The 13,308-nt window shown below is 55.2% G+C and carries 13 protein-coding genes and 1 pseudogene; 8 read left to right on the top strand and 6 right to left on the bottom strand.

All coding sequences use genetic code 11. The annotated features are described in order from the left end of the window. Positions 1–57: 57 nt before the first annotated feature. From EQV96_RS21495 to EQV96_RS21480, 4 genes are all read left to right on the top strand, one after another. On the top strand, positions 58–1,302 hold the full coding sequence (locus EQV96_RS21495) for an MFS transporter (protein ID WP_095018613.1): 1,245 nt from the start codon (positions 58–60) through the stop codon (positions 1,300–1,302). 72 nt (positions 1,303–1,374) lie between these two features. Continuing rightward, the gene (locus EQV96_RS21490; RefSeq protein WP_095018612.1) at positions 1,375–2,247 is read left to right on the top strand and encodes an NAD(P)-dependent oxidoreductase; all 873 of its coding nucleotides are present in this window, start codon (positions 1,375–1,377) and stop codon (positions 2,245–2,247) included. Between the two features lie 172 nt (positions 2,248–2,419). Continuing rightward, a complete protein-coding gene (locus EQV96_RS21485; protein WP_240882377.1) occupies positions 2,420–3,277 on the top strand; it encodes a fumarylacetoacetate hydrolase family protein in 858 nt (285 codons plus the stop codon). Between the two features lie 117 nt (positions 3,278–3,394). Then, positions 3,395–3,748 carry a hypothetical protein gene (locus EQV96_RS21480; RefSeq protein WP_095025357.1) on the top strand — a complete coding sequence of 118 codons (354 nt, stop codon included), beginning with the start codon at positions 3,395–3,397 and terminating at the stop codon, positions 3,746–3,748. 253 nt (positions 3,749–4,001) lie between these two features. On the opposite strand, the gene EQV96_RS21475 is transcribed toward EQV96_RS21480, so the two are convergent. The 4 genes from EQV96_RS21475 to EQV96_RS21460 form a co-directional block, all read right to left on the bottom strand. Beyond that, a complete protein-coding gene (locus EQV96_RS21475) occupies positions 4,002–5,225 on the bottom strand; it encodes an amidohydrolase family protein (protein ID WP_095032064.1) in 1,224 nt (407 codons plus the stop codon). A 201-nt stretch (positions 5,226–5,426) separates the two neighbouring features. After that, positions 5,427–5,681 carry a DUF2790 domain-containing protein gene (locus EQV96_RS21470; RefSeq protein ID WP_095002888.1) on the bottom strand — a complete coding sequence of 85 codons (255 nt, stop codon included), beginning with the start codon at positions 5,679–5,681 and terminating at the stop codon, positions 5,427–5,429. Positions 5,682–5,790: 109 nt separating this feature from the next. Then, the gene (gene cynS, locus EQV96_RS21465) at positions 5,791–6,261 is read right to left on the bottom strand and encodes a cyanase (RefSeq protein ID WP_095002889.1); all 471 of its coding nucleotides are present in this window, start codon (positions 6,259–6,261) and stop codon (positions 5,791–5,793) included. A 29-nt stretch (positions 6,262–6,290) separates the two neighbouring features. Next, positions 6,291–6,950 carry a carbonic anhydrase gene (locus tag EQV96_RS21460; protein WP_095002890.1) on the bottom strand — a complete coding sequence of 220 codons (660 nt, stop codon included), beginning with the start codon at positions 6,948–6,950 and terminating at the stop codon, positions 6,291–6,293. Between the two features lie 110 nt (positions 6,951–7,060). Between EQV96_RS21460 and cynR the strand changes: the two genes are divergently transcribed. Together cynR and EQV96_RS21450 are read left to right on the top strand one after the other, a co-directional pair. After that, positions 7,061–7,951 carry a transcriptional regulator CynR gene (gene cynR / locus EQV96_RS21455; protein ID WP_095020744.1) on the top strand — a complete coding sequence of 297 codons (891 nt, stop codon included), beginning with the start codon at positions 7,061–7,063 and terminating at the stop codon, positions 7,949–7,951. A 340-nt stretch (positions 7,952–8,291) separates the two neighbouring features. Continuing rightward, the gene (locus tag EQV96_RS21450; protein WP_095002953.1) at positions 8,292–8,915 is read left to right on the top strand and encodes a flagellar biosynthesis protein; all 624 of its coding nucleotides are present in this window, start codon (positions 8,292–8,294) and stop codon (positions 8,913–8,915) included. A 369-nt stretch (positions 8,916–9,284) separates the two neighbouring features. Here the strand turns inward: EQV96_RS21450 and EQV96_RS21445 are convergent, their stop codons facing one another. Further along, positions 9,285–10,640: a dicarboxylate/amino acid:cation symporter gene (locus EQV96_RS21445; protein ID WP_095020745.1), complete on the bottom strand. Its 1,356-nt coding sequence runs from the start codon at positions 10,638–10,640 to the stop codon at positions 9,285–9,287. A gap of 106 nt (positions 10,641–10,746) precedes the next feature. After that, positions 10,747–11,802 (bottom strand): tartrate dehydrogenase, encoded by a 1,056-nt coding sequence (locus tag EQV96_RS21440; RefSeq protein ID WP_095020746.1) that lies wholly within the window; start codon positions 11,800–11,802, stop codon positions 10,747–10,749. A gap of 136 nt (positions 11,803–11,938) precedes the next feature. Here EQV96_RS21440 and EQV96_RS21435 point away from each other — a divergent pair, with 136 nt between their 5' ends. Beyond that, positions 11,939–12,850, top strand: a complete 912-nt coding sequence (locus EQV96_RS21435; protein WP_095025354.1) for a LysR family transcriptional regulator — start codon at positions 11,939–11,941, stop codon at positions 12,848–12,850. A 202-nt stretch (positions 12,851–13,052) separates the two neighbouring features. Beyond that, positions 13,053–13,190: pseudogene (locus EQV96_RS21430) on the top strand (aldo/keto reductase); the annotation flags it as partial. Positions 13,191–13,308 lie beyond the last annotated feature (118 nt).

The following is a 13,308-nucleotide window of genomic DNA, read 5'->3' as shown; positions in this document are numbered from 1 at the left end:
GGCCTTGAAAAACCTCACCTTTGCGACCTTTATTTTGAATTTCACAGAGATACGCCCATGCAATCGAAAGTCATAAGGCATCAGGCCGTTACTACGCCGGCAAGTGCCCACGCACCCGCAACGCCACACCCTCATGGGGTAACTGTATCCAGGGCACAGGCGATAGCGGCTGTTCTTGCCCTGAGCCTCGGCTGCTTCTCCTTTGTCAGCACCGAGCTCATGCCCGTAGGCGTGCTGCCAGCGATGGCCGCTGGCCTGAATGTCTCGCTCGGCGCCGCAGGTTATCTGGTTACAATTTTTGCATTTATGGTCGCTCTGACCGCAGCGCCGCTGACTGGCCTGCTTGGATCGCTCAACCGCAAGACACTGATGGCCGGTCTGCTGGCGGTCTGCTGTATCGGCAATCTGATCACCTTCCTGGCGCCAAACTACTTCGTCGTTTTCCTTGGACGCATTCTGGTCGCAGGTGCAATCGGCGTGTTCTGGTCGACAGCGGTGGTCACCGCAGTGCACATGGTCTCTGCACGAAACGCAGTACGAGCTACATCGATTGTCTTTGGCGGTGTTTCGCTGGCGACGGTGCTGGGGATTCCGGCTGGCACAATGCTCGGTGAAATGTATGGATGGCGCTCCGTGTTTGCTGCGCTCTCGATACTCAGCCTGGTCGTCTTCACGCTGATCGCATGGTCAGTTCCGGCGGTCCGCATCTCGAAGGCTGCCAAGCGAGGGGCGATGTCAGCCGTGCTCAAAAGTGGCCCCTTGCTTGTGGTTTTCGGGATCACCGCCCTTGTCGTCACCGGCAACTTTCTGGCTTACACCTACGTGTCTCCGTACCTTGAGCAGATTGCCGGCCAGAGCCCTGCACAGGTCAGCATGCTTCTGTTGGTCTATGGCGCGGCAGGTGTAATTACCAACTTCGCCGTGGGCCCGTTCGCGTCCAGGGCACCAAGAACCAGCCTGGGTCTGGTAACAGCACTCCTTGCCGCAAGCTTGTCATGCATGAACGCGGCAGCGGTCAGTCATGCCGCCATTTTCGCTGTGCTTGCTGCGTGGGGCGCTGCATATGGCGCACTTCCGGTGCTGCTGCAGACCCTGGTGTTCAAGGAGGCCTCCAGGATTCCAGGCGGAGCCGACGCAGCCACGTCCATCAATGTATCTGTATTCAATGCAGCCATCGGCCTGGGCTCGCTGCTGGGCGGACTGCTGATCAATCTTGCCGGACCGCAACCCATTGCGTACCTGTCCGCCTGTTTCGCCATTGCAGGCTTGGCGGTGATCCTGGTGAGTCGCCAATCTTCATAGTCGCGCAACCTCTGACAACCACCGAGTTCTGTCAGCCCCTCCCCCCTTACACGTTGAAATGGAACAAAGCATATGAGCAGAATCACAGTCCTGGGCCTCGGCGCCATGGGGTCGCGCATGGCCTCACAATTGCTTGCTGCAGGTCACACAGTCACTGTCTGGAATCGAACCCCCGATGCAGCAGAAGCGCTTGTCAAGCAAGGGGCCTTCCACGCGCGCACGCCAAGAGAAGCCAGCGCAGGTGCGGAGTTCGTCATTGCAATGTTGCGTGACAATGATGCGTCTCGCCATGTCTGGCTGGATCGCGAGATCGGCGCCCTCTCTGGTATGGCAGCGGGAGCAATCGCCATCGAGAGTTCGACACTCACTTCGGGCTGGATCCAGGAGCTCGGCACCCACATGCAGCATGCCCGGGTGGCGCTGCTGGAAGCGCCGGTATCGGGATCCCGTGCTCAGGCCGATGCGAGGCAGCTGGCCTATCTGGCAGGCGGAGAGGAAGAAGTCCTGGAGCGCTGCCTGCCTCTGCTACGCGTCATGGGCTCTTCAGTCCATCACGTCGGCGGCCTGGGTCATGGCGCTTTGGCGAAACTTGCCACCAACGCCATGCTGGGAATACAGGTGACGGGCCTGGCAGAGGTCATCGGGTTATTGGAGCGAAACGGAGCCGATGCATCGCGAGTGCTGGCAGCCATGGCGGGCACCTCCGTCTGGCCTCCGGTTGCTGCCTATCTTTCAGGGAGCATGATGACGGAGAACTTCGCCCCGCAGTTCCCCGTGGCGTTGATTGAAAAGGACTTCGGCTACACGCTCGAGGAAGCAGGATCAGCAGAGAACGCCCCCACAATTGCCGCAGCACATAACGTTTTCCAGCGCGCAGCAGCGCGCGGAATGGGCGACCGGAACATGACAAGCGTAGTGCGATTGTTCACCGAAAAGCGTGATTGATCCCGCGAACCTACTGGGTCCTTGTGGCATGCAAACCGAGATGCCCCTCCCCCGCACTTTGCGTGCAATGAAGCATGACTGACAGTGGCTGCGGGTTTGTATCCCGCAACCAGCCTGGTGCCTGGCGCGCTCGGTTCCTGTGCATATTCTGATACTGCAACTGGAGACAACAATGAAGCTCTTTCGCTATGTTAAGCATGATGGCGTGTATCCGGGCATGGTCGATTCATCGGGACAGCTGCGGGACATATCAGCCCATGTGGATGACGTCTCGCGCGCGTGCTTGTCCGATACGGAACTTGCCCGGCTTTGTGAGCTTGACGAACACCGGCTTCCGCTTATTTCGACCCCGGTTCGCTACCTGCCACCGATAAGCGATATCAGCAAGTTCATCGCAATTGGTTTGAACTACCTGGACCACGCCGAAGAGGCCGGTCTTGCGATCCCGTCCGAACCGTTGGTGTTCTTCAAACCGGTCAGTTGCATCAGCGGGGCCGATGACCCCATCGTACAACCTCCCCACTCAAGGCAATTGGACTGGGAGGTTGAGCTGGGGGTCGTCATCGGAAAGCGCGCCCGTTACGTTCCGGTTGCCCAGGCACTTGAACATGTGGCGGGCTACTGCGTGGCCAATGATGTTTCCGATCGTGGATTCCAGTTTCAGAGCTCGCAATGGGACAAAGGCAAGAGCTCCGACTCCTTTGGGCCGCTGGGTCCCTGGCTCGTGACCCGTGATGAGGTCCCGGATCCGCAGAGCCTGCCAATGTGGCTGGAAGTCAACGGCCAACGGCGACAGGAAGGAAACACCCAGACCATGATCTTCAGCGTTGCAGAGATTATTTCCTACTGCAGTCACTACATGACCCTCGATGTTGGGGATGTGATCATCACCGGCACCCCGCCTGGCGTGTCGATGGGAATGAAGCCACATCCGGAATGGCTGGAACCGGGGGATGAAGTAGTGCTGTCGATCTGCGGCCTTGGTGTGCAACGACACGTTGTGATGCGATACGAGGCAGAGCAGGCGTAAATCTTGCGTGCTCCGAACCTGAGGCTGCATAACGCAGCCTGACACGCAGCTAAGCCAAGTGCCAAACCCTGTCTACACTGATGCTCATACCACGTGAGCTCGCAGGGAGCGCAAAGCATGGGAGCAATCGCCAGCTGGACTTTTTTGTTGGTTGTGGTTGTAGTTGTGGGTGTGCTTAGCTTTTTTATGTTGCGAGCGGGTGTTCAAAACGACCGGCGTATCAGAGAAGAACTCTACCTAACCTTCGAAAGCACAATGCAACAACACGGGGTCCGTACTTACGAAATCCTGAAAGAGAGCATTTGGATTAGAAACGGCATGCGCCCATCAGAGCTGCACCGAATTATATTGGCCGACACCGGGCACTACTTTCTTTATTTCCAGGCAACCGGTACGCCGCCCTATTTTGCCCCTTTAACAGAGAAGCGCGCGATGCAAGCTTCAGCAGGCAAGATCGGGATTCAGGCATGACCGCATAAAAGCCATGCCTTTGCCATTGGCGGGCAATGCATGCATCCACGACTTCTCGCCCAGCTGAAACAGAGCAAGCGACGACATATTGCCGACCTTCCCGCTTGAAATAGTGGCACGAGGCCTGAATCTCTAGGCGATAAATCCGCAGCCGTTACACCCGTCCACACGCGATTGTCGTCGATCATCAAAAGACGACAGATTGACTGAGTGTCACATGGGTATCCGTTACTGATCCGGCAGGCGGGGACGATCAGAAGGCTATCGAACGGTTGTAATTTGATGTCGCCACTATTTTCCCGCGCTTCAACACCATAAGACGAGCCGGCAAGTCGAGGATAACCCCGGCGACCGACTGGGTATCCACCAGCACCAGGTCTGCATTTTTGCCGGTTTCCAGCCCATAGTTATTCAGCCCCAGGGCTTTTGCGGGATTAGTTGTGAGCATTCCCAATACTGTGGCCTGATCATCGGCCCCACCCAGGTGGCATGCAGGCATTGCCAATTGCGCAATATTGAGCAGATCGCCTGTCCCATACGGGGTAAAAGCGTTGCGTATATTGTTCGTGGCCAAACAGACATTTACACCACCGTCTCGCAACGCACGAACGGGCGTGAGTGAGCGGCGGACGTTATGGCTGTCGCCTCGAGCACCGAGATGCAAGTCGGTGGCTGGCAGGCACATTACGCTGATTCCTGCATCACGGATCAGGCTGATAATACCCACTCGCTGTTCCGCTGCTACGGCTCCAAGGCTCGTAAGATGACCTACGCAGACGCGGCCTTCATACCCTTCCTTGATGGTCTTGCGCGCGAGGTATTCAATGGTCATGTTCTCTGCCGTGTCGGCAAAATCCTGATGGAAATCTATATCTTTTCCAAACTGTTTAGCCAGGCTGAAAACATAATCAATATGTTCGAAGGGTGAACGATCGTTATAGGGAATACCGCCGACGACATCGGCACCTTTTTCCATCGCCGCAACCATCATGTGCTTCATTCCCGGTAGTTTGAAAATGCCTTCCTGTGGGAAGGCAACTACCTGAATGTCGATCATGTCGCGAAACTTCTTGCGTAGCTCCAGGACAACATCAAACCCTGTGAAACCTTGTGAGGGGTCAAATTCGGCATGTGCGCGTACATGGGTAGTACCGGCCTGCACAAGTGAGCGTAATACCTGCGTTGAACGCTCGAGAATATCCTCCCGGGTCAACATCGGTTTAAGCTCAGCTGTAACGGCAATCGCCTCCTTGAGGGTTCCGGTGCGATTGACCTTACGGTGCATGACATTGGCTTTTTCCAGATGCAGATGCCCCTCGACAAAAGCCGGCATCAATACGTTTCCATTTCCCTGGACTTCCTGCCGTGCCCGCACTGTAATTCCCGGGGAAATAATGGCAACTTTCCCATTGTGTACGGCGACGTCGGTTAAAGGCTTTCCATCGGCAATGCGTACATTGCGAAATATCAGATCCATAAACCTCACTCCTCAATTCAGACAACTTCCGTTTCTCGAGCATCGACCTCTGGAGGTCATGCTGCGCCTGCTTCATGACTGCCAGCACATTTCCCATGAGCACGCACGACAGAGCTGCAAAGGAACGCAATAGTTTCCAGAATCAGCAGGATAAAATTAAAAGACGTATTAAATATTTACGGCATGGATGGGAAGCACACACTAACCGTTAGAACAACCATTCCCCATTACGCGGTACTCGAGAATATGCCTATGCCCCTTGGAGTCTTCATACATCATACGCGCAGGCACCACTTCACAGACATTTGGCACTTCACCCATCGAAATGACTTTTGCGATATCAAGGTCTTGTGAATAACTGTACTGCTCTACCTGAATGTCGTTATCTGCTAGAGGCTGCCCAGCCAAAGCCACAGTGCACAAGCTACTGAGCCCTGCCAACAATAAAATTTTCATGTTCAAACACCTGGGGGTATCACGTGACGCAAATACCCTTCAATACTTACAGGGTCAATGTAGCGCTTCATGACTCGGCGTCGTATTACGACGCCGAGACACTCAACTATCAGAAAGGCTTGGTGGGCAGGTATTTACCATCCAGGGTAATGACTGCACGCGACCCACCCTCTGGATCTTCGACTTTTTTAATATCCAGTTTGAAGTTGATAGCACTGATAATGCCGTCACCGAACTTCTCATGGACCAACGCCTTAAGCGTGGTGCCGTAGACCTGCAGCATCTCGTAAAAGCGGTAGATAGTGGGGTCGGTCGGTATACCGTTGTCGATGCTGCCGCGCATCGGGATGGTTTGCAGCAGCGCCACGCCATCAACATCGAGGCCGAGCTTTTCACCCACTACCGTGGCCGCTGCTTTGGGCAAGGGATGCTGGCCGAGCAGCGCGGCAGTGACGAACGCCTCGCTGAGCCCTGTGCCATCGGTGATCTGGGCAAATGACAAGTCTTTCCGGGCTTTAGCCAGCAGGATGACTTCGGTCAGGGCCAGACGCGAACCTGGATTGATTTGGGACTGGATCATGGTGTTATCTCCTGGGGTAATAAACGAGTTCAAGCAGATTGCTTCTGTTGATAGGGAGCGGCACGTGCGCCCGGGTTGTCCACAAGGGGCGCAAACTTGCCGGTGCTACTGTCGAAAGCATCCATACGCCCGCTCTCGATGTCATAGACCCAGCCATGCAGTGCTACGCGTCCCTCTTCGAGGGCCAGGCGTACCGATGGATGCGTCCGGATATTGGCCAACTGGGCGATCACGTTTTCTCGAACCATCGCCTCAACACTGCTGTGTGGGTCCTTATGTTTACGCGCTTCATTCACCACTCGAGCGGAGTCGGCGTAGCGTAACCAGCCTGCCACTGCGGGCATGTGATCCAGGCACTTGCAGGTGGCAATGGCAGTCATTGCGCCGCAATCAGAGTGCCCGCAGATAACGATGTCGGAGACTTGCAAGGCAGCAACGGCATACTCGACCGAGGCCGACACACCGCCAGGCTCAGGGCCGTAGGGCGGCACGATGTTGCCGGCGTTGCGAATGACAAACAGGTCGCCGGGCTCTCGCTGCGTAACCAGTTCCGGAACCAATCGGCTGTCAGAGCAGGAGATAAACAGCGCCCGTGGGCTTTGCTGATTAGCCAGATTCTTGAACAGGCCGGCGCGTTCCGGAAAAGCGTTAAGTTGAAACTTTAGAAAACCATCGATGATGTCTTTCATGGTGACTCCTCTTGATCGCGATGCGTTGGAGCAGAGATTACGGAGCTCGTGACATAAGGTAAAAGTCTCATTTATGATGGAGAACATCAGATAATCTTATGGCTATGAGCATGCTGGCACGTCACATCAAATACTTTCTCGCTGTGGCGCAACACCACAGCTTCACGAAAGCAGCTGCTGCGCTGCATGTTTCGCAGCCCGCGCTGTCACAGCAAGTCAGGCAACTTGAGGAAAGTCTTTCTGCCCAGTTATTTGACCGATCGGGACGTACGACGCGGCTGACTGACGCCGGCGAAGTGTATTTACGCTATGCACGCCGGGCATCGCAGGAACTGGAGGAAGGAAAGCGTGCAATCCATGACGTGGGCGATTTGAGTCGCGGGGCACTCAGGGTTGCATTGACACCGACGTTCACCACATATCTGGTCGGACCACTGGTCGAAGCTTTTCACAGCCGATATCCGAATATCACCTTGAACCTGCGTGAGATCGCTCAAGAACAGATGGAGGAGCTTCTGCTGGCCGATGAGCTGGACGTGGGTATCGCTTTCGAGGACGGGCACTCTCAGGACATAGAGACCCAGCCGCTTCTGATAGAAGCCCTCGCGCTGGTGGTTGGGGAAAGACACCCGTTGGCTGGACAGAGTGCTATTGACCTGGACGCTCTGAGTGCCGAATCACTGATCCTGCTCAGCGAAGAGTTTGCCACTCGCGAGCAGATCGACCGCTACTGTCGCCAGCACAACATTACCCCGCGGGTGAAAATGGAGGCCAATGTTATCGGTGCAGTCATCGAAGTGGTGCGCAGGACCACACTGTCGACCCTGTTACCGGCAACCGTCGCGCTTGCACATCAGGGGCTGTTTGCCATTGAACTAAGCCCTCAGCGACTGCACCGTACCGCCGTATTGATGCAGCGCAAAGGGGCCTACCAGACTTCAGCTGCACGTGCCTTCATCGAACTGGCCACAGACATTGCGGCCCAACTCGAGAAGAGATAAGGGCATCTGAAAGGTGCCCGGAGTTGATACGCCCGCGCAGCACGTTCACGACTTTAAGTCGGGTCAGCTCCGAGGCGTGGTCAAAAAATCTTCAATGGACTGCAGCAGATGACCGAGACGGTCTTGCTGATCATCATTTCCTCAAGACAAAAAAACCGCGAAATGCGGGTTCAGAGATTACGAGCAAAAGGCTAGGGCCAGAGCCGATTGCTTTCGTGCTGCTTGCTCTCTCAACCGCGCAATTCAGCTAGGCGGTTGAGCTGCACATTGTCTTCTACACTCTTTTTCGCCAGCTTTTGGACAAGCCTATGAAGGCCAAATATAAAAGGGAGTAAGGATGATGGTTCGAAAAATTTTGGCCGTTGCGGCATTGGTACTGTTAGCCGGTTGCGCCACCAACAGGGCAGAAGTGGATGTTTTACGGCCGGGTGATACTCAGACACCGGCCCCCAGCAATGGCAAAAAGGTTTATATCAGCGCCGTGGATGATCGAGTTTTTCAAATCAAACCTTCCAGCTCCGACATACCTTCACTGAAGTACGACGAGATCGACGATAAGTCGATTACCGAGCGGGCCATCGCGCGTAAGCGCAATAACTTCAATATGGCGATCGGCGACGTGCTGCTGCCTGAAGGGCGCACAGTTTCAGAGCTGGTGGGTAATGCCGTAGCCACTGCCTACCGGCAGGCCGGATACGAGGTGGTAAGTAGTCCCGGTGCCCGTGATGTCAGTGAAGTAAAAGTGAACATCATCGAATTCTGGTCATGGTATTCGGCTGAGGGGGTACTCGATAAGGTGCTACGCAACAAGTCGCTGTTGCAGATAAAAGCCCCTGGTACACCTGTACAGACCGTAAAAACGCTGGTCAGTGAGAACGTGAAAGTGGCCACAGATACTGACTGGAAAACCATCACCGAATCCGGACTCGAAGCCATCACCCAGGAAACCCTGAAGCAGCTCTAAGGGGCTCCTGCAGAACACAGTGCAGTGGCCGTCTACTTCAAGTACCAGCCCCCTGGTTGGTCATCGATTGATTCGGTCACTCAATATTTGTGGTTGGCCGTGTTGCCACGAGTTGCGATATATGACCAAGAACCACCAGACAGACCACGCCGATGTGATCTGGTCGGATATGGTTCCGGCCCTGAATATCAGTGAAATCAATAGGGTCGGGACGGAGTGATTCGAACACTCGAACCCTAGCACCCCATTCAAGCTGGACTCACTCAGCGCCAGTTAATACGGGACTCCAGCAACAGGCGTTCGCTGCATAGGTATTCGTGCGCCTGGGCCGCACGAATACCCTTACCCGAGCACTTCAGCAACACACATTTATACCTGGGAGGCACTTGCAAGGCTGGGCTGCAAGGCATTACCCATCACTGGACCAGAGGGATGAGCAGCCTCTTCGTGTACGAACTCTGGTTCAGGCTCCCCTCTTTCACCATTCAACGCCTTGTGCATTTTAACGGTATCCAGCGCCCCGACCCACTTGGCAATTGCCATGGTTCCGACACCATTGCCAATCGTGTTGGTGATCGCACGTGCTTCTGACATAAAGCGGTCAACTCCCAGCAGCAGCACCATTCCCGCAACCGGGATGGTCCCCAAAGAAGACAAGGTGGCGGCCAGGATAATAAACCCTGAGCCGGTGACACCTGCCGACCCCTTGGAGGTGAACATCAAGACGGCCAGAACGATCAATTGATCAGTGAGGGTAAGCGGCGTGTTGGTTGCCTGGGCGATGAAAATCGCAGCGATGGTGTAATAAATCGCCTGACCGTCCGGATTGAAGGTCAAGCCGGACGGAATGATCATCCCGGCGACAGGCTTGGAAACTCCGGCCTTTTCCATTTTTGAAATCATTTGCGGCAACACCGACTCCGAAGAACTGGTGCCCAGTACGGTGAACAACTCCTCCTTGATAAATTTAAGGAATTTCCACAGGCTGAAACCGCTGTACCGGCATATGGGCCCCAGAACAAAGATCACGAACACCGCGCAGGTCAAGTACACGCAGGCCATCAACTTGCCGAGGGAGAACAGCGAGCCGAAACCGTATTTGCCGATTGTGAATGCAATGGCCCCAAACGCACCGACAGGCGCCAGTCGCATGACCATATTGACGATGCGGAACATGCCCTGCATCAAGCTATCCAGTGCATCGACAAAGATTTTCCCGCGCGGTCCGACCTGGGCCAGGGCGACACCCAGAAGGACGGAAAACAGCAAGATCTGCAGCACATTACCCTTGGCAAAGGCATCCACAATGGTATCGGGGATGATATTCATGGCGAAGTCCATGAATGAATCATGCTTCACCGCCGAGGTATAGGTGGCGAGACTCGACGTATCGAGGCTTGCGACATCAATATTCATGCCTGCGCCGGGCTTGAATACATCGACCACCACCAGGCCGACCACGAGCGCCAGGGTCGACACAACCTCGAAATAAATCAAGGCACGAAAGCCTACCCGCCCAAGCTCCTTCATGTTTTCCATGCGTGCGATACCCGTGACGACAGTCAGGAAGATCACCGGCGCGAGGAGCATTTTGATCAGTTTGATAAACGCATCGCCCAAGGGTTTGAGTGCAGCCCCGGTTTCAGGAACCAGCACACCGACGATAGCGCCAAGAACGACCGCAATAAGTACTTGTATATAAAGTTTGCCGAATATTCTTTTCATGACAGGGCCCTGATTTTTATTGTTGTCAGGAAATGCCAAGGAGTCAGACCCAATAATCTGCCCCTTGACGTAGTGCCGCAGTACTACTTTGAATCGCTGGGACGCTTCAACGGTTGATCAACGCAATGACTGCATCCGTGATCTGCCGTGTAGTGGCCGTACCGCCCAAATCAGGAGTATGCAAACCGCTTTCAGTCACAGCCTCGATGGCAGACATCAGTTGTTTTGCCGCGGCGGCCTCACCCAGGTGTTCCAGCATCATCACTGCCGTCCAGAAAGTCGCAATCGGGTTCGCCACACCTTTACCGGTGATATCGAATGCAGAGCCGTGGATCGGTTCGAACATCGAAGGGAATTTGCGCGACGGGTTCAGGTTGGCAGTCGGCGCAATGCCAAGACTGCCGGATAGCGCCGCCGCCAGATCGGACAGAATGTCGGCGTGCAGGTTAGTAGCGACAATCACGTCCAGTGTGGAGGGTTTGAGCACCATGCGCGTAGTGACGGCATCGACCAGTTCTTTATCAATTTTAACGTCTGGAAAATCCTTCGCGACTTCATAGAAAATCTCATCCCACAGCACCATGCCGTGTCGCTGGGCATTGGACTTGGTGACCATGGTCAGGTGCTTGCGTGGGCGGCTTTGCGCCAGTTCGAAAGCAAAACGGTGGATGCGCTCGACTCCAACACGGGTAAAGACCGACACTTCCGTGGCGACCTCTTCCGGCAGGCCACGGTGAACGCGACCTCCATTGCCGGAGTACTCACCTTCGGAGTTTTCCCGCACCACTACCCAGTCAATCTGGTCACCATTGACCAGTGGGCTCTTTACCCCAGGCAACACACGAGCCGGACGCACGTTGGCGTACTGATCGAAGCCCTGGCAGATCGGCAAACGCAGGCCCCACAGGGAAATATGATCCGCGACGTCAAGCGCACCCACGGCGCCAAAGAAAATCGCATCGAAGGTTTTTAGCTCTTCCAGCCCGCCTTCAGGAATGTAGTAACCATGCTTCAGGTAGTTATCCGAGTTCCAGTCGAAGTGTTTGAAATCCAGTTCGAAACTGGATTTTTTCGACAGAGCCTGCAGCACCTCGACACCCGCTGCAATAACCTCAAGACCAATACCATCACCTGGAACTGCTGCAATTTTGTATGTGCTCATGATCAACTCCGCGCTCGAAACGTTCTTGTTTTGCCTGTCGAACGGTCTGTTCAATCAGGGTGTGAACGGAGTATATGTAGTGAATTAATAAGTGTGAGTTACTCAGAATCACTACATAAATAACTTTGAGTTACCAATGAGCCCAACCCTGGATCTGTCATTTTTTTATCTTCTGGCCAACAAAGGCAGCTTGGCTGCCACGGCCAGAGAGCTCGGCATCACACCGCCTGCAGTGAGCAAACGCCTCACTGCGCTTGAGGCTCGATTGGGGGCACGCCTGGTGAATCGCACCACACGTTCAATGAGCCTGACCTCAGAAGGTGAACTGCTTTTTTCCCACGCGGCCCGGATCCTGACGCAGATCGATGAGGTCGAGCAGCTGATCAACAGCAGCCAGGCTGAGCCAAAAGGCTTGATCCGCGTCAACGCATCGCTGGGCTTCGGACGCCGTTACATCGGTCCTGCCCTTGGCGCATTTTTCAAGAAACACCCGCAGGTGGAAGTACAACTGGAGATCAGCGATCACCCGCTCGACCTGACGACCCATGGGTTTGACCTTGGCATTCGTTTCGGCACACTGGCGGATGCAGCTTTTCATGCGCGAAAGATCGCTTCCAACCGCCGATTGCTATGCGCCTCACCGTTGTACCTGGAAAAATACGGTGCTCCGCAACGTCTGAGCGATTTGCAGCAGCACAACTGCATCTTCCTGCGGCAGAACGAAACGCCTTACGGGGTGTGGAGCTTTACCGACGGTGGCCGTACGCAAAACATCAAGGTACGCGGCGCCTTGGGCTGCAACGACGGTGAGGTAGCCCTGAACTGGGCGCTGGAGGGGCATGGGATTCTGCTGCGAGCTGAATGGGACATCGCCAGATATGTCCGTAGCGGCCGATTACGACTAGTACTCGAAGACCAGACACCGACCCGTGCCGATGTTTACGCGGTATACCCGCAGCAGTTACACCTGTCCACACGAGTGCGCAGCCTGATCGACTTTCTGGTTGAGCGCTTCAAGGACATTGATCATCTGGAGGGCGAGTTGTAGAGCCATTGCCCCCCTGTCTCCTCCCCCACCTGCTGCCTGCGCAACCAAGCCGCCAGGCTACCGCAGCAGGCACTGGCGACGAGTAAGTCGCACGCCCACCGGACTGATGAATAAACCTCATAAACCCTTGCCAATTTACCCATCTAGTGCTCATGCGCCATCTCGCATGCTGTCACCCAAACGCGAATATCGAGAGCCCGAAATGCACAAGCGCACACTCGGCAACAGTTAACTCGAAGTATCAGCGCCGGGACTGGACTGCATGGGTTTAAGGCATGGCGGCGGCACGACGACGGACACACCACAAGCCATTACGTTGGTCCGCTCGGCGATCAGGCGATGAGCAACGATAAAGCGTCAGGATCTGCTGCTCGCCTGTTGATTGTGCTGGGTGGTATTGCGGTGGTGTTTGGCCCAGTGACCGACTGGGTGGCCGTAGCGTATTGCGCAACAAGACG

The organism is Pseudomonas sp. TMW22080, from assembly GCF_022496745.1.
Taxonomy (GTDB): Bacteria; Pseudomonadota; Gammaproteobacteria; order Pseudomonadales; family Pseudomonadaceae; genus Aquipseudomonas; species Aquipseudomonas bubulae.
This window is presented reverse-complemented; position numbering and strand designations above follow the sequence as displayed.